Consider the following 15,165-nt stretch of genomic DNA (forward strand, 5'->3'; position numbering starts at 1 on the left):
CGGGGCTTCCTCTATGGCGGCAAACGTCTTGCCACTAAGGAAGCCGATTTGATCCTGGACCTTGCCGCCGCCGCTTCGAGCGCCATCCGTTTCGAGGATCTGGGGCTTAGTCCCATTGCCCTCGACCTCGGATTCTTCACGCTGAAATGGTATAGCCTTGCTTATCTGGCGGGCATATTGATCGGCTATTGGTATCTGCTGCGGCTGATCGCGCAGCCCGGATCGCCGATGGCCCGGCGGCATGCCGACGACATGATCTTTTATGCGACGCTGGGCATCATCATCGGCGGCCGGCTCGCCTATGTGATTTTCTACCAGCCCGAAATCCTGCAAAATCCGCTCGATATCCTCAAGCTCTGGAATGGCGGCATGTCCTTCCACGGCGGCGCGGCGGGCGTGTCGCTCGGCATCCTCTACATGGCGCGCAAGGAGAAGCTCTCTTGGCTGCGCATCCACGATTATGTCGCCTGCTGCGTGCCCTTCGGCCTGTTCTTCGGTCGGCTCGCCAATTTCGTGAATGGCGAATTGTGGGGCAAGGAAACCGATGTGCCTTGGGGCATTATCTTCCCCACCGGCGGGCCGTTCCCGCGCCACCCCAGCCAGCTCTACGAAGCCGCGCTGGAAGGGGCCGTGCTGTTCGCCATCCTCGCCTTCGCCTTCTGGCGCACCCGCGCCCGCTATCAGCCGGGAATGCTCGTGGGCATATTCCTGCTCGGCTATGGCTGCTTCCGCTTCGGTGTCGAATATGTGCGGGAGGCTGACGCGCAGTTGATGGAGTTCGCCGCACGCACCGGCCTGCATATGGGCCAGTGGCTGTGCGTGCCGATGATCCTGGGCGGGCTTTACCTCATCTTCACCGCCAAGGGCCGCCGCGTGCGGGTGGAACCGATCGCGGGCAGCGCGAGTGTCAGCTGAACCGCTCCCGCTGGCGGAACGACTGACGCGGCAGATTGCGGCGGGCGGGCCGATCTCGGTCGCCCATTATATGGCCGAATCGAACCAGCATTATTATGCGACCCGCGATCCGCTGGGGCTGGAGGGTGACTTCACCACCGCGCCGGAAATCAGCCAGATGTTCGGCGAACTGGTGGGCCTGTGCCTGGCCGATGTCTGGATGCGGTCGGGGCGGCGGCCCGGCGCGCTTTATGCCGAACTGGGGCCGGGGCGCGGTACGTTGGCGGCCGATGCGCTGCGGGCGATGGAGCGCGCGGCGCTCGCCCCGCGCGTCCATTGCGTCGAGACCAGCCCCGTCCTGCGTGACCGGCAACGTGGGCTGATCCCCCATGTCACCCATCATGAGACTATCGACAGCTTGCCGCATGAAGGGCCGCTGCTGGTCGTCGCCAATGAATTTTTCGATGCGCTGCCCGTCCGCCAATGCATCCGCGTCGGCGACGAATGGCGCGAGCGGGTAGTGATCCGGCGCGAGGCGGATGCCGCCTTTCTGCCCGTGCCGGGTTATCGCCGCATCGAATCAGGCCTGCCGCCGATCGCCGCGCAGGCGCAGGATGGCGCGATCATCGAAACGCCGATCGTGGGCGCCGGCATCGCCTATGCTCTGGCGCAGCGCATTGCCAAGCAAGGCGGGGCGGCGATCATTATCGACTATGGCTATGAAGGGCCGCTGCTGGGCGACACATTGCAGGCGGTCAAGGCGCACCAGTTCGCCGACCCCTTCACCGATCCGGGTGAGGTGGACCTGACCACCCATGTCGATTTCAGCGTCATCGGCAACATGGCGCGGCAGGCGGGGCTGCGGGTCCATGGCACGGTGGGGCAGGGCGATTTCCTGCGCCAGTTGGGGATTGATCCGCGCGCCGAGCAACTGGCCCGCGCAACGCCCGCGCGCGCGGCGGAGGTCGAGGCGGCACGGATGCGGCTGACCGATGAAGAAGCGATGGGCACCTTGTTCCGGGTGATGGCCTGGACCCATCCCGACTGGGCCGATCCGGCGGGCTTTACGGCCTAATCTCAATCGTCCTGATGATAGCGGCCCAGGCGACGGATGAAGCCGATCAGGCCGGTCTGGCGGCTGCGCTTCATGCGCTCGGCATGCAGGATGGTCTGCACCCGGCTGAAACAATCATCGGCATCGACATTGCACAGCACATAATCATAGCCGTCCCAATGCGCGATTTCGCCCGCCGCGCGGGCCATGCGGCCTTCGATCACGGCATTGCTGTCAGTCCCGCGCCCGCGCAGGCGGCGTTCCAGTTCCTCCATCGAGGGCGGCAGGATGAAGATGCGGACGACATCGCCCCCGGCGATCTGATGCAATTGCTGCGCGCCCTGCCAGTCAATGTCGAACAGCACGTCCTTGCCGGACTTGAGCATCGCTTCCACGGGTGCGCGTGGCGTGCCGTAGCGCTGGCCAAAGACATGCGCCCATTCGAGAAATTCATGGTCGGCCGTCATCTGGCGGAACGCTTCCAGATCGACGAAATGATAATCCTTGCCATCGACCTCGCCCGGTCGCATCGGCCGGGTGGTGGCGGAGACGGACATGGACAGGTCCGGTTCGGCGGCGAGCAGCTTGCGCGCGATCGTGGACTTGCCCGCGCCCGACGGGGACGACAGAACGAAGAGAACGCCACGGCGCTGGAAATCGGGCGTTTCGATCGGAATATGCTCAGCCATGGCCGCTAGTGACGCTTGCGACGCATTTTGGCAAGAGGCGGGATCAACAAGCGACCGGATAGGAAAAGCCGGGTCGGCAGCGCTTAGCCCTCGCGTGCCTTGCGCGCGGTTTCGATCGGGATCGGTTCGGCGCTGAGGTCGGGCAGCAATTTGGTCGCGCGCTTGCGATCCGCTTCGCATTTCGCCTCATAGAGTTTGCCCGCCATATAAGCCCCGGTCACAAACAGGGCACCAGCAGGGTAACGCATGATGACCCGCTTGGCCCCCATGCCGGCCACGAGACCGAAAATGCCTTTCTTGCCGGTGGCGGCAGCGACACGGGCGGCCACGACCGTCGCACCGACACGCGCAACCTTGCGCAATATGCCCCGACCCTTGGGCGGGCGGACAGTGGCGAGCGGGGCGGAGGGGGTGCGCGGCTTCTTCATAAGGGGTTAATGTATCGGACGCCCGCCGGTTCCACCAGTGCCATGTCGATCACACCATATTTTCCGGGCGCACCAGCGCGTCGAAGGTCGCCTCGTCCACCAGACCCAGTTCCAGCCCGGCTTCCTTGAGCGTCTGGCCCGTCTTGTGGGCATGTTTGGCGATCGCAGCCGCCTGGTCATAGCCGATCGCTGGGGCGAGTGCCGTGACCAGCATCAGCGACCGATCGACCAGTTCAGCGATCCGCGCCTCATTCGCCTCCAGCCCCTCGACACAGCGTTCGGCGAAACTGTCCATGCCCACGGCAAGCAGATGGATCGAGCGCAGCACCGCCGCGCCGATCATCGGTTTGAACACGTTGAGTTCCAGATGCCCCTGCATCCCGCCCACGGTCACCGCCTGATGATTGCCGATCACCTGCGCCGCCACCATCGTCAGCATCTCGCACTGAGTCGGATTGACCTTGCCGGGCATGATCGAACTGCCAGGCTCATTGGCGGGCAGGTCCAGCTCGCCAAGGCCGGAGCGCGGGCCGGAGCCGAGCAGGCGGATATCGTTGGCGATCTTGGTCAGCGCCACCGCCAGTGTGGCGAGAGTCGAGGAGAGGTGAACCAGCGGATCGTTGGAGGCCAGCGCCTCGAACTTATTGTCGGCCGTGCGGAACGGCAAGCCGGTGATCGCCGCAATCTCCGCCGCGACCGCGACGTCGAAGCCCTTGGGCGCATTGAGCCCGGTGCCAACGGCGGTGCCGCCCTGCGCCAGCGCCATCATGCCGTGCATCGCCGCCGGTTCGATCCGCTTTTTGGCGCGATAGAGTTGATGCGCGTAGCCGGAAAATTCCTGTCCCAGCGTTAGCGGGGTCGCATCCTGCAAATGGGTGCGGCCGATCTTGACGATGCTCGCCCACGCCTGCGCCTTGGCATCGAGCGCGGCGTGCAGCCGGTCGAGCGCGGGGAACAGCGCCTTTACGACCGCCAAGGCCGCCGCGATATGCAGCGCAGTGGGGAAGCTGTCGTTGGAGGATTGACCGAAGTTCACACCGTCGTTGGGATGCACCGGCACCTTGCCGCCACGGGTGCCGGTCAGCGCTTCATTGGCGATACCGGCGATCACTTCATTGACGTTCATATTGGTCTGGGTGCCACTGCCGGTCTGCCAGATGACAAGCGGAAACTGATCGTCATAGTCGCCCGCCGCAACCGCCACCGCCGCCGTCTCGATCGCTTTGGCTTGTATGGCGTCCAGCCCATGATGCCGGTTCACCCGTGCCGCCGCCTGCTTCACGATCGCCATGGCATGGACAATGCCGATCGGCATGCGTTCGGTGTCGCCAAAGGGGAAATTCTCGATGCTCCGCTGCGTCTGCGCCCCCCAATAGGCGTCGGCGGGGACGTCGATCGGGCCGATACTGTCGGTTTCGGTACGGGTGGCGGGCATGGATACTCCAAATTGAGAATTGTTCGCATCTGCTAGGCGCATTTGGGGTCGGATATTGGAAATCCAAGAGCGTTGGTGTGAAATGTTGCGCTGATCATAATGAAGAGGAAGCGTATAGGACAGGTCCGCGTCACCGTACCGGGTAATCAAGGGGCATGCTGGTCCATCACGCCGCCAAACCCAACTATTGCCCTACCCGGCGATATTTCCTAACCCTCAGCGGCTATCGAATGGCCCGATTAGGACGACCCGTTAATGTCTCAAGCTGCTCTTGCAAAAGTCCATGATTTTGAAGGTAAATTGGAGCGGGCTACGCTTGACAGGGTCGAGGGGTGGGCGTGGGACAAGAATAATGATGATCCGGTTTTCGTAAATATTTTCATCGATGGCGGACTGGTCTGCACGGTTGTCGCCGACCAACTGCGTGGTGATTTACAGGGCAAGGGCAAGAGGGGCGGATTTTGTGCCTTTTCCGCTACTCTTCCCGAAGACTATGTTGATGGACGCAGGCATAGTGTCCGTGCTGTCATCCTGCATTCCGACCCTCAATTCGTTCTAGGGGATCTGACGAGCGAAATGGGTGATGCGGACACATCGGCGCGGCAGATGCAGTCCACGGTTTCTTTTTACCGCCCGACCGCGCCACATAAAAATACGACGGCACGCGCCTTGCTCGGTAGGGACAATTGGTTGTTTCTTGCTGACGACAGTAACAGGGTAAGGGACCAGATTGCCGGACGTTTTTCTGTGACGCCGGTGATGAAAGACAATTATCGCTCGGTGTTTGACGAGCGACGGCGCAGGTTCCGTGACTTGGGCGTCCCCTATTTCTTCTTTATCGCGCCGACCAAAGAGCGGATATGCTTGGAACAACTGCCAACCGGGATGGTAACCGATTTCGATATGATGCCCGCCAACGTGATCCGGCGACTTCTGGCTGAGGATGGATCGCCTCTGATCGCACTTGATACGGCGCTTCGGGATGAACATGCGCGCCACGAAACATTTTACCGTACCGACACGCACTGGAATTATATTGGCGCACATCGCGCATATTGCGAGGTAATCGCAACCGTGGCGGATGTTGTGGATTGCGGGCTTCCGCATGACCGCGCTTTATTTGGATCGCGTATATTCAAGAATTACAGAGGTGACCTTGCCAACAAGGAAAAGGTCGCCTTTATCGGAGAAGAATATCCGCTGCTGGCGATATCGCCTACGGGCCTAGATCCGGCCGTTTTCCAAGAAAATGTTGAGCAATTATTTGATGCTAATGGTGATGTTTTCACGATTAAGGTTGCTGAGCATCTCAAGGTTTCGCAGACGCGCGAAACGCTGGTAATGAAAAACAATAACAAGAATTTACCGAAGGCGTTGGTTTTTCGAGATTCTTTCACGACGCTTCTCGCTCCCATGATCGCACGCCATTTCAGCGAGGTCATTTATGTCTGGCGGCCGGAAGTTCTTTTTTCTTTGGTCGAGAGCGAAAAACCCGATGTGGTGATTCATATCATGGTCGATCGCTTCATGGTCCGGCCGCAAGCCAATATCTTATAGGATCATTATGAACCAGACGCTCCCGACTTGCCTACCCACTCCACGGACCGAGGAATGGTGGACTCCAAAATTCCAGCAGCAAATAGCCTATTTGGCAGGAAAAAAAATCAGCACTTTAATGATCGGTGACTCACTCGCCGCTAACTGGCCAAAGCATGTTCCCTGGCCAGGCGGCGGCACCGTCTACAGATATGCCATTGGCGGTGATCGAACGCAGCATATCCTGTGGCGATTGATGCAATTGGATCTGGCCGATATCAATCCCGATCAGGTAGTCATATTTGCTGGTGCCAATAATATTACGAGCGGCCCTACGGAAGAGGCCGTGGCGGAAGGCATATTGTCGATCGTGCGCCATGTGCGCGCTCAACTACCCGACCAGAAAGTGACGACGATGGCGGTTCCCTTGCGAGGCGCGAATTTCGAATACAAGCGTGGGTTTATTGATAGGGTAAATCGACTGGTAGGACAGCAGGTCGGGACGCTAAAGTCACGTCATGTCGATACCAACCCCGCGTTTCTATGCGCCTCAAATGGAGTCAATCCGTCCTATCTATTCGATGATGAAGTCCATTACAGCGCTGTCGGGTATACATTTATGGCGGGCTATATCGATAGCATGCAACGGCACCAACCGTTCTGAGGGCCGTTGCTGGCGACCTCATGCGCATGGTCACTGGCTAAGGCGATTCGTGTTCCATTGTCCAACGTAACAAATCAGTAGGCGGCAGCGCGCAACCCGCCCTTACTTCTTTTTGCCGAAATCCACGCTGACGACGTTGGAGCCGTCTTCGTTGATAATCACCGGGCCGTCATTTTCGGCTTCGTCATGCGGTTCGGGCAGGGCGTCTGTCTGCACCTGGAATTGCAGGGCGAAGTTGACGGCGGGGTCCACGAAGGCGGTGATCGCGGCAAAGGGGATGTAGAGGTGGGCGGCCACCTGGTTGAAGGTCAGGCTGACCTCGACATGCTGGTCGCTGACCTTCAAATCCCAATATTTATTCTGCAGGACGATGGTCATTTCGTCCGGGAAGCGCTCGATCAGCCGCTTGGGGATATCGACGCCGGGTGCCTGCGTCTTGAAGGTGATGTAGAAATGATGGGCGCCGGGCAGGCCGCCACTGCGTTCCACCTCACCCAATACGCGGCCGACAACGGCGCGCAGGGCTTCCTGCACGATTTCGTCATAGGGAATCAGGCTGTCGGGCAGGTCATCGCTCATGGCCCAATGTCCTAACGGCGCGAATCATGCGGTCAACCCCCGCACGCGCAGATTGCATGGCGCGCACCACACGCTATAGGGCCACCATGCGCACGGCCGAGATTCACCGCAACACAGCGGAAACCCAGATCGACGTGACCGTCAACCTTGACGGCACTGGCCTCTATTCGGTGTCGACCGGCATCGGTTTCCTCGACCATATGATCGAACAATTGTCGCGGCACTCGCTGATCGACATGAGCGTCAAGACGGTCGGTGACCTGCATGTCGACCAGCATCACACGACCGAGGATACCGGCATCGCGATCGGCGAGGCGGTGGCACGGGCGCTGGGCGACAAGCGCGGCATCAGTCGCTATGGCAGCGTCTATTCGCCGATGGACGAAACGCTCAGCCGCGTCGCGCTCGACATTTCGGGCCGGCCCTGGCTGGTGTGCAAGCTTCCCTTCACGGTGCAAAAGATCGGCGAATGGGACGCGGAGATGGTGGAGCATTTCTTCCACAGCTTCGCGCAGGCTGCCGGGATCACGCTGCATATCGAATTGCTTTATGGGGCGAACAACCATCATATCGTCGAAAGCGCGTTCAAGGGGCTTGCCCGTGCGCTGCGCCAAGCGGTCGAGATCGACCCGCGCAAGGCGGACGCGATCCCCTCGACCAAGGGCATGTTGTGAGTTCGTCTTCGCTCTTTTCTTTTGCTCATCCTCCCCTGGTAGGGGAGGTGGCTGGCGTAGCCAGACGGAGGGGTGTCACCCGATCGATAGCGGGACACCCCTCCACCACTTCGTGGTCCCCCTCCCCTTGCAGGGGAGGATGGATGGTGGCCGATAAGCGGGTGGAGACATCGGGCCGATGACCATTGCCCTGATCGACTATGGCGCGGGCAATCTCCATTCGGTGCATAATGCCCTGCGCAAGGCTGGCGCGCAGGATGTCGTCATCACCGCTGACGCCGATCTGGTTCGCCGGGCCGATCGCATCGTCCTGCCGGGCGTAGGGGCATTTCGCGCCTGTCGCGACGCGCTGGTGGCGATCCCTGGCATGGTCGAGGCGATGGACGAGGCGGTGGGCAGCCGCGCGGTGCCGTTCCTGGGCGTGTGCGTGGGGATGCAGTTGCTGGCGGACGCGGGCGAGGAATTCGGGTGGCATGACGGACTGGGCTGGATAGCCGGTACGGTGCGGCTGATCGAACCGGCCGAGCCGGGCATCAAGGTGCCGCATATGGGCTGGAACGATGTGATCCTGCAGGGCTCGCCGCCGTTGCTGGAGCCGGGCGAGGCCTATTTCCTGCACAGCTATCATTTCGAAGCGACCGATCCGGCCCATGTCGCGGCGATCACCAGCCATGGCGGCCCGCTGGTCGCGGCGGTGGCGCGCGATACGATCATCGGTTGCCAGTTCCACCCGGAAAAGAGCCAATCCTATGGCCTTTCCTTTCTTTCGCGCTTTCTGGAGTGGTGTCCTTGAGCCTTATCGTCTTTCCCGCCATCGACCTGAAAAATGGCCAGGTCGTCCGCCTGGCCGAAGGGGATATGGACCGCGCCACCGTCTATGGTGACGATCCCGCCGCGCAGGCGATGCTGTTCGCGCAGGCCGGTGCGCAGCATATCCATGTCGTGGACCTGGACGGCAGCTTTGCGGGCCGTGCGGTCAATGCCGATGCGGTGGAGGCGATCGTCGAGGCTTTTCCTGGGCATGTGCAACTGGGCGGGGGCATCCGCAATCGCGAGGCGGTGGAGCGCTGGTTCGACCTGGGTGTCTCGCGGATCGTGATCGGCACGGCGGCGCTGAAAGACCCGGCATTCGTGAAGATGGCGGCGCGCGATTTTCCCGGCGGCATCGTCGTGGCGGTCGATGCGCGCGACGGGTTCGTCGCGACTGACGGCTGGGCGGAAAAGTCCGACATGCCGGTGATCGATCTCGCCCGCCGGTTCGAGGATGCGGGCGTCGCAAGCCTGCTCTTCACCGATGTCGGCCGTGACGGGATGCTCAAGGGCTGCAATATCGACGCGACCGTCGAACTGGCGCGGGCGACCGACATTCCGGTGATCGCCAGCGGCGGCGTGGCGGGCATCGCCGACATTCGCATATTGAGCCTGCATGCCGACGACGGGATCGAAGGCGTGATTACGGGCCGCGCGCTTTATGACGGGCGACTGGACCTGAAGGCCGCGATGGCGGTGGCGCGGGCGGCGGCGTGACCGTCCGCACGCGGGTCATTCCCTGTCTCGACGTCGCCAATGGCCGCGTGGTCAAGGGGGTCAATTTCGTTGATTTGAAGGATGCGGGTGATCCGGTCGAGCAGGCGCGTCTCTATGACGCGGCCGGGGCGGATGAACTATGCTTCCTGGATATCACCGCGACGCATGAAGCGCGCGGGACCATATTGGACGTGGTGCGGCGCACGGCGGAAGTCTGCTTCATGCCGGTCACCGTGGGCGGCGGCGTGCGCAGCGCCGAGGATGCGCGCGCGCTGCTGCTGGCGGGGGCGGACAAGGTCGCGGTCAACAGCGCCGCGGTGGTGCGGCCCGAACTGGTGGCCGACATCGCCGACCGCTTCGGCAGCCAGTGCATCGTCGGATCGGTCGATGCGCGCCAGGTCGCGGAAGGCCGCTGGGAAATCTTCACCCATGGCGGACGTCAGCCGACCGGGATCGACGCGCTGGCGCATGCGCTGCGGCTGGCGGAGCTGGGCGCGGGCGAATTGCTCGTCACCTCGATGGATGGGGATGGCACGCGCAAGGGCTATGACCTGGCGCTGACGCGCACGATCGCCGATGCGGTATCGGTGCCGGTGATTGCCAGCGGGGGCGTCGGCACGCTCGATCATCTGGTCGAGGGCGTGACGCTGGGTCATGCCAGCGCAGTATTGGCGGCATCGATCTTCCATTTCGGCCAGCATACGATTGGCGAGGCGCATCGCGCATTGGCGGCGGCTGGCGTGCCGGTGCGCGGCTGAACAGATCGAAAGCGTCGATTTACCTTACAGTAACCATATCCGCCAAAATGCCGTTAACCGAGATTTTTGGCTGAAATACGTGGCTTTGGCCATTTGGCACACGGCCTGCATTAACGCCTTTCGCGAGCGTCGACCAATGGGGGTCGAGCGCAGGGAGGGTAAAAGCGATGAAATTGAACAACATGCTTCTGGCGGCTGGGGCCGCTGCACTGATGGGCGTCGCGGTGCCTGCACCGGCGTCTGCCACATTCTGGTGTCTGTTTGGCAAGTGCAACACCGGCTCGTCGGGCGGCAGCAGCAGCAGCACCGGCGGCACCAGCACCGGCGGTTCGTCGGGCGGCACGCCAACCCCGGTGCCTGAACCCGAACAGATGGCGTTGTTCGCCATGGGTGCGGCGGTTCTGGTCGGCCGCGTCGTGGTGGGTCGGCGCAAGCGCAAGTAATTTTCGATTGACGGGTTGCGCGCGGACCGCTTCATGCGCGACATGCGCGCAACCCTTCATACCCTTGAGCAGACGATCCGCCAGCGGCGGACGGCTGATCCATCCACTTCCTATGTCGCCAAGCTGACGGCCCGTGGGCGCGGCACCATGGCGCAGAAGGTCGGGGAGGAAGCGGTCGAAACCGTCATCGCTGCAATGACGGGGGACCGAATGGCCGCGATTGGCGAAAGCGCCGACCTGTTATTTCACCTCATCGTGCTGTTGACAGATCTCGATATCAGCCTGGACGATGTGATGGACGAACTCGACCGCCGCGAAGGCGTATCAGGCATTGCCGAAAAGGCCGCGCGTCCAACCGACTGACTCTTTTCCATCGGATAGATGTTGCGCGCCAAGCGTTTGGGCGTCAGCTTACTATCCTTATGGGGGAGATTGTCATGGTTCGTACTGTTATTGGCGGCTTGGTCGGCGGGTTCGCCTTGTTCATTACCGGCTTCATCTTCTGGGGCACGCCCTTGAGCGCGCTGGCGCTCAGCCGCACCGACGAACAGGCGAGCGCCAATTTGCAGGCGGCCATGGCGCAGGCGCTAACGCCCACCGGCACTGGCGTCTATACCATTCCTGATCCCTCCTCGGCGCAGGGCACCGTGCTGTACGGCAAGGGGCCAGTCGCGCAGATCTTCTATAATGAGGGCGGCTTTCCAGTGATGGACAGCGGCGCGCTGATCGGCGGGTTGATCCTGGCGCTGATCGCTGGCGTGATCATCGCCATGGCGTTACGCTTTATCGCGGCGAATTTTGGTGATCGGATGCGCGTGGCGATTCTGTTCCCGTTGGCAGCGGTGCTGTGGATGCATGTGGGCCAGGCCGTGTTCAATCATGCACCCTGGGGTTACATTCTCTATCTGGCGTTTAGCGACTTCGTCGGTGTCGCACTGGCGGGCGTCATCGCTGCCAAGCTGATGGAGACCAAGGCCGAATTATTGGGCACTGACCCCGTTCACTGAGCCGCCTCCTGCGCCAGGCGGATCATGCAGGCGGCGTGACGGCGGGCGACCAGCATCCGGTCCTCGCCATAGCCGCCGCCCATGGTGCTGGCGAGCGGGATGCCCCGCGCTTTGGCCTGGCGCATGACATAGCGATCGCGCGCATCAAGCCCGGCATCGCTTAGCGCCAGCCGCCCCAGCCGGTCGTCGGCGTGCGGATCGACGCCAGCCTGATAGAGAATGAGGTCGGGCGCAAAGTCATCGAGAATGGATGGCAGCGTGTCAGCGAGGATCGCGGCATAGGCGGCATCCTCCACCCCATCGGGCAATGCAATGTCGAGCGTCGAGCGCGCCTTGCGCACCGGGAAATTCTTGTCGGCATGGATCGACAGGGTGAAGATGTCGCCGCGCCCCGCCATCAGCGATGCGGTGCCATCGCCCTGATGCACGTCGAGATCGAGGATCAGGATGCGCGCCGCGTCGCCCTCCGCGATCAGGCGGTTGGCGGCGATGGCAAGATCGTTGAACACGCAATAACCCGCGCCGCTGTCGGCCAGCGCATGATGGCTGCCCCCGGCTGCATTCGCACCATAGCCATGCGCTAACGCCAAACGCGCCGCCGCCCAGGTGCCGCCCGGCGACAATAGCGATCGGCGCATCACCCGTTCCGTGACGGCAAAGCCGATCCGCCGTTCCTTGTCGGGCGGGACGGACAGGGTCACGACCTGATCGACATAGGCGGGATCATGCACCGCCTCTATCCAGGCACGCGGCATCGGGTCGGGCTGATGCACTGTGATTCGCGCGCCGGATTCGCGCAGCGCCTCCATCACCAGCCCATATTTGTCGAAACGGAAACGGCTGCCGGGTGTTGCTGGGGAGACATAGGCAGGATGGTGAACAACGTGCAGCATGATCTTTTCCGCTATGGTCGTTTGAACGATGGCCGCTTTGCGCTATCTGGTCCAGCATGAACCGCTCCCCCCTGATCCGTATCCCGTTGCTGCCCTTGCTTGGTGCCAGCGCCCTTTCCTTGGCCACTCCAAGCATCGCTGCACCGCCCGTCGTCGCACCAACCCTGCCCACGCCAGCGCAACCCGCGCCGACATCGCCCGCGCCCGGCATGGTGCAGGCGATTCCGGCCGCGCCCTTGCCCGCACCGATCCCGCCCTTGTCGGCGGCGCAGGAGGCGTGGGCCAATGACTGGTTGAAGCAGGGCGCGGCGCAGGGGCTGATGGCGCGGCAGAAGGCAAGCGGGCCATTGTCGGGCGAGGCGCTGGTGCGCGCTGTGCTGGATCGCGCCAAGGCGCTGTCGACCGGGCGCGTCGATACCGCCGATTTTCTCGAAGTCTGGGCGCTGCGCCCCGCACCTTTCGACCCCCGCCCGTCGCTGGCGCGGGCCGTGGCCGAGGATCGGCTGGCGCAATGGGCAAACAGCCTGACCCCGCCCTATGCGGGCTATGACGGGCTGCGCAAGGGGCTGGTCCGCTACGAAGCGATTCGCGATCAAGGCGGTTGGCCAGTGCTGACCGCGCAGTCCGCGCCCGACGTGGTGCGCGCGCGCATCGCGATCGAGGATAGCGCGGTGACGCCGGGCGAGAAGCTGAGCGATGTGTTGCAGCGCGCGCAGCGCCGCTATGGTCTCAACCCCACCGGCCTGCTCGACACGCGCACGCTGACGGCGCTCAACGTCAGTGTGGATGACCGGATCGCGGCGATCATGGCGAATATGGAGCGGTGGCGCTGGATGCCGCGCAACCTGCCGGTCAACCGAGTGCAGGTGAATATCGCGGCGGCCGTGCTGACCATGTTCGAAGGCGACCAGCCTATCAGCTCGATGCGTGCGGTCACCGGCAGCCCCGACAATGCGACGCCGATGCTGATGTCGAACATCCATTCGATCGTCGTCAATCCGCCGTGGAACGTGCCCATGTCGATCGCCAAGCGCGAACTGTTCCCCAAGGGACGGGCGACGTTGATCAAGCAGGGCTACAAGATCGTAAAAACGCCCGAAGGCGGCGAGCGGATCGTCCAGCCTGCCGGACCCAACAGCGCGCTTGGCCGGTTGAAGTTCGATTTCGCCAACCCATTCGCCGTGTATCTGCACGACACGCCGTCGCGCGGTAAATTTTCGAGCTATGACAGGCTGGCCAGCCATGGCTGCATCCGCCTCGAAAAGCCGGTATCGCTGGCCGAATTGATGGTGGCGAGCGACCCGGCATTGAATGGCCAGATCCAGAGCCTGATCGACGAAGGCAAGACCCAGCGCGTGTCCCTGCCCAAGGACGTGGCGGTCTATCTGCTCTATTGGACCGCCTTTGCCAGCAACAACGGCACGATGAGTTTCCGTGCCGACCCCTATGGCTGGGACAAGCTGCTCGCGAGCAAGATCGAAGCGTCGAGCCGACGGGTCGATCCCACCGCTGCCCCCGCCGCCACTGTAGCTTTGAAGGATTGATCCCCCATGCGTAAAATTGCCTTTGCTGCGCTCATCGGTGCCCTCGCCTTGTCGGCGTGCGGCAAGAAGGAAGAAGACGCGCCGGTCGTCAATAATCTGGTCGAACCGCCAGTCGAAAATGTGATCATCGAAGAGCCGGATACGGCGCTGCCGATGCCGTCGAACAATGCTGTCGCGCCGACGCCCGCAGCGCCGCCGTCAGTGTCGGAACAGCAGCAGATCCTGGACGACGCCGATGCGACCGGCATGACCGCGCGCCTGCCTGACACACGCGATGACGCGCAGCCAGCGGACGAGACGAGCGGTACGGAGGAATGAAGCGCATCGCCCCGGCCTTGGACCGGGGCGTTCCCTTTGCTATATGGCGCTGATGGATCGCCGCAATTTCACGAAATTCGCCTTGAGCGGATTCGCCCTGACATTTCTGCCCGATACGATGGGCAAGGCTGCGCTGCCGACGGCACCCCAACCCGTACCTGTCCCTGCGATGCAGCGCGCCGCGCCGCTGCCCCCCTATGCCGGACTGCTCGCGCGGGCGAAGGCGGCACTCGACCGCCATGCCGGTGCCGTCCTATTGCGGGACCGGGTGGCCATTGCCGATTTCGATGCGCCGTCGAAGGATTTGCGCTTTCACGTCGTTGATCTGATGAACGGCCAGTCCAGCAGCTATCTGGTCGCGCATGGTCGCGGGTCGGACCCGGCCCATTCCGGCTGGCTCCAGAGCTTCTCCAACGAACCCAACTCGCTCGCCAGTTCGTCGGGCGCGTTTCGGACGGGCGAGATGTATATCGGGCAGCATGGGCAGGCGATGCGGCTCGCGGGCCTGGACCCGCAGAATAATAATGCGGAGCCACGCGCCATCGTTTTGCACGGCGCGGATTATGTGGGCGAGGATCATATCGCCGCATGGGGCAAGTGCGGCCGGAGCGAGGGCTGTTTCGCGGTCGCGCCGCACATGCTGCCGCACTTACTGGGGCTGCTCGGCACGGGCCGGCTGCTCTACGCCGACAAGATCGGAGCGGGTTGAAGGGGCTTTACCG

19 protein-coding genes are annotated in these 15,165 nt (G+C 62.6%); 14 read left to right on the forward strand and 5 right to left on the reverse strand.

What is annotated here, in order from left to right; all coding sequences use genetic code 11:
• Positions 1-48 precede the first annotated feature (48 nt).
• Positions 49-915 (forward strand): prolipoprotein diacylglyceryl transferase, encoded by an 867-nt coding sequence (gene lgt / locus V2I08_RS10370; protein WP_349635027.1) that lies wholly within the window; start codon positions 49-51, stop codon positions 913-915.
• Entirely contained in the window at positions 905-1,969 is a 1,065-nt protein-coding gene (locus V2I08_RS10375) for an SAM-dependent methyltransferase (RefSeq protein WP_349635028.1), read from the forward strand. Before lgt ends, V2I08_RS10375 begins: the two co-directional genes overlap by 11 nt.
• A 2-nt stretch (positions 1,970-1,971) precedes the next feature.
• On the opposite strand, the gene gmk is transcribed toward V2I08_RS10375, so the two are convergent.
• From gmk to fumC, 3 genes are all read right to left on the reverse strand, one after another.
• The gene (gene gmk / locus V2I08_RS10380; RefSeq protein ID WP_069065420.1) at positions 1,972-2,637 is read right to left on the reverse strand and encodes a guanylate kinase; all 666 of its coding nucleotides are present in this window, start codon (positions 2,635-2,637) and stop codon (positions 1,972-1,974) included.
• Positions 2,638-2,720: 83 nt separating this feature from the next.
• A complete protein-coding gene (locus V2I08_RS10385) occupies positions 2,721-3,065 on the reverse strand; it encodes a hypothetical protein (protein WP_349635029.1) in 345 nt (114 codons plus the stop codon).
• Positions 3,066-3,114: 49 nt separating this feature from the next.
• Positions 3,115-4,500, reverse strand: coding sequence for a class II fumarate hydratase (gene fumC, locus V2I08_RS10390; RefSeq protein ID WP_349635030.1), 1,386 nt, complete (start codon positions 4,498-4,500; stop codon positions 3,115-3,117).
• A 255-nt stretch (positions 4,501-4,755) separates the two neighbouring features.
• Here fumC and V2I08_RS10395 point away from each other — a divergent pair, with 255 nt between their 5' ends.
• Positions 4,756-6,057 carry an alginate O-acetyltransferase AlgX-related protein gene (locus V2I08_RS10395; RefSeq protein WP_349635031.1) on the forward strand — a complete coding sequence of 434 codons (1,302 nt, stop codon included), beginning with the start codon at positions 4,756-4,758 and terminating at the stop codon, positions 6,055-6,057.
• A gap of 7 nt (positions 6,058-6,064) precedes the next feature.
• Complete coding sequence (locus V2I08_RS10400; RefSeq protein ID WP_349635032.1) at positions 6,065-6,700, forward strand: GDSL-type esterase/lipase family protein; 636 nt, start codon at positions 6,065-6,067, stop codon at positions 6,698-6,700.
• Positions 6,701-6,802: 102 nt separating this feature from the next.
• Here V2I08_RS10400 and V2I08_RS10405 read toward each other — a convergent pair whose 3' ends face one another.
• Entirely contained in the window at positions 6,803-7,279 is a 477-nt protein-coding gene (locus V2I08_RS10405) for a ClpXP protease specificity-enhancing factor SspB (protein ID WP_349635033.1), read from the reverse strand.
• Between the two features lie 86 nt (positions 7,280-7,365).
• Between V2I08_RS10405 and hisB the strand changes: the two genes are divergently transcribed.
• The 7 genes from hisB (at position 7,366) to V2I08_RS10440 (ending at position 11,688) form a co-directional block, all read left to right on the forward strand.
• A complete protein-coding gene (gene hisB, locus V2I08_RS10410; RefSeq protein ID WP_043150195.1) occupies positions 7,366-7,953 on the forward strand; it encodes an imidazoleglycerol-phosphate dehydratase HisB in 588 nt (195 codons plus the stop codon).
• Positions 7,954-8,131: 178 nt separating this feature from the next.
• Positions 8,132-8,746: an imidazole glycerol phosphate synthase subunit HisH gene (hisH, locus tag V2I08_RS10415; protein WP_349635034.1), complete on the forward strand. Its 615-nt coding sequence runs from the start codon at positions 8,132-8,134 to the stop codon at positions 8,744-8,746.
• Positions 8,743-9,480 carry a 1-(5-phosphoribosyl)-5-[(5-phosphoribosylamino)methylideneamino]imidazole-4-carboxamide isomerase gene (gene hisA, locus V2I08_RS10420; protein ID WP_349635035.1) on the forward strand — a complete coding sequence of 246 codons (738 nt, stop codon included), beginning with the start codon at positions 8,743-8,745 and terminating at the stop codon, positions 9,478-9,480. The genes hisH and hisA overlap by 4 nt, the downstream gene beginning before the upstream one ends.
• Complete coding sequence (gene hisF, locus V2I08_RS10425) at positions 9,477-10,238, forward strand: imidazole glycerol phosphate synthase subunit HisF (RefSeq protein WP_349635036.1); 762 nt, start codon at positions 9,477-9,479, stop codon at positions 10,236-10,238. Before hisA ends, hisF begins: the two co-directional genes overlap by 4 nt.
• Before the next feature lie 167 nt (positions 10,239-10,405).
• The gene (locus V2I08_RS10430; RefSeq protein WP_349635037.1) at positions 10,406-10,681 is read left to right on the forward strand and encodes a PEP-CTERM sorting domain-containing protein; all 276 of its coding nucleotides are present in this window, start codon (positions 10,406-10,408) and stop codon (positions 10,679-10,681) included.
• Positions 10,682-10,723: 42 nt separating this feature from the next.
• Positions 10,724-11,044 (forward strand): phosphoribosyl-ATP diphosphatase, encoded by a 321-nt coding sequence (locus tag V2I08_RS10435; RefSeq protein ID WP_310224352.1) that lies wholly within the window; start codon positions 10,724-10,726, stop codon positions 11,042-11,044.
• 74 nt (positions 11,045-11,118) lie between these two features.
• Entirely contained in the window at positions 11,119-11,688 is a 570-nt protein-coding gene (locus tag V2I08_RS10440) for a hypothetical protein (protein WP_349635038.1), read from the forward strand.
• Here the strand turns inward: V2I08_RS10440 and V2I08_RS10445 are convergent.
• The gene (locus V2I08_RS10445) at positions 11,682-12,581 is read right to left on the reverse strand and encodes a histone deacetylase (protein WP_349635039.1); all 900 of its coding nucleotides are present in this window, start codon (positions 12,579-12,581) and stop codon (positions 11,682-11,684) included. The genes V2I08_RS10440 and V2I08_RS10445 overlap by 7 nt on opposite strands.
• A gap of 56 nt (positions 12,582-12,637) precedes the next feature.
• Here V2I08_RS10445 and V2I08_RS10450 point away from each other — a divergent pair, with 56 nt between their 5' ends.
• From V2I08_RS10450 to V2I08_RS10460, 3 genes are read left to right on the forward strand one after another with little or no spacing between them, the layout of a single operon-like run.
• Positions 12,638-14,125: a L,D-transpeptidase family protein gene (locus V2I08_RS10450; RefSeq protein WP_349635040.1), complete on the forward strand. Its 1,488-nt coding sequence runs from the start codon at positions 12,638-12,640 to the stop codon at positions 14,123-14,125.
• A 6-nt stretch (positions 14,126-14,131) separates the two neighbouring features.
• The gene (locus V2I08_RS10455) at positions 14,132-14,443 is read left to right on the forward strand and encodes a hypothetical protein (protein WP_349635041.1); all 312 of its coding nucleotides are present in this window, start codon (positions 14,132-14,134) and stop codon (positions 14,441-14,443) included.
• 52 nt (positions 14,444-14,495) lie between these two features.
• Positions 14,496-15,152, forward strand: coding sequence for a murein L,D-transpeptidase catalytic domain family protein (locus V2I08_RS10460; RefSeq protein WP_349635042.1), 657 nt, complete (start codon positions 14,496-14,498; stop codon positions 15,150-15,152).
• Positions 15,153-15,165 lie beyond the last annotated feature (13 nt).

Source organism: Sphingobium sp. MK2, from assembly GCF_040170545.1.
Taxonomy (GTDB): Bacteria; Pseudomonadota; Alphaproteobacteria; order Sphingomonadales; family Sphingomonadaceae; genus Sphingobium.

Coding starts and splice junctions, on each gene's coding strand:
- hisB (WP_043150195.1), top strand. CDS start 7,366: ATGCGCACGGCCGAGATTCACCGCAACACAGCGGAAACCCAGATCGAC.
- V2I08_RS10395 (WP_349635031.1), top strand. CDS start 4,756: ATGTCTCAAGCTGCTCTTGCAAAAGTCCATGATTTTGAAGGTAAATTG.
- V2I08_RS10430 (WP_349635037.1), top strand. CDS start 10,406: ATGAAATTGAACAACATGCTTCTGGCGGCTGGGGCCGCTGCACTGATG.
- V2I08_RS10405 (WP_349635033.1), bottom strand. CDS start 7,279: ATGAGCGATGACCTGCCCGACAGCCTGATTCCCTATGACGAAATCGTG.
- V2I08_RS10450 (WP_349635040.1), top strand. CDS start 12,638: ATGAACCGCTCCCCCCTGATCCGTATCCCGTTGCTGCCCTTGCTTGGT.
- V2I08_RS10385 (WP_349635029.1), bottom strand. CDS start 3,065: ATGAAGAAGCCGCGCACCCCCTCCGCCCCGCTCGCCACTGTCCGCCCG.
- V2I08_RS10435 (WP_310224352.1), top strand. CDS start 10,724: ATGCGCGCAACCCTTCATACCCTTGAGCAGACGATCCGCCAGCGGCGG.
- V2I08_RS10460 (WP_349635042.1), top strand. CDS start 14,496: ATGGATCGCCGCAATTTCACGAAATTCGCCTTGAGCGGATTCGCCCTG.
- V2I08_RS10455 (WP_349635041.1), top strand. CDS start 14,132: ATGCGTAAAATTGCCTTTGCTGCGCTCATCGGTGCCCTCGCCTTGTCG.
- gmk (WP_069065420.1), bottom strand. CDS start 2,637: ATGGCTGAGCATATTCCGATCGAAACGCCCGATTTCCAGCGCCGTGGC.
- V2I08_RS10400 (WP_349635032.1), top strand. CDS start 6,065: ATGAACCAGACGCTCCCGACTTGCCTACCCACTCCACGGACCGAGGAA.
- V2I08_RS10445 (WP_349635039.1), bottom strand. CDS start 12,581: ATGCTGCACGTTGTTCACCATCCTGCCTATGTCTCCCCAGCAACACCC.
- V2I08_RS10440 (WP_349635038.1), top strand. CDS start 11,119: ATGGTTCGTACTGTTATTGGCGGCTTGGTCGGCGGGTTCGCCTTGTTC.
- hisH (WP_349635034.1), top strand. CDS start 8,132: ATGACCATTGCCCTGATCGACTATGGCGCGGGCAATCTCCATTCGGTG.
- fumC (WP_349635030.1), bottom strand. CDS start 4,500: ATGCCCGCCACCCGTACCGAAACCGACAGTATCGGCCCGATCGACGTC.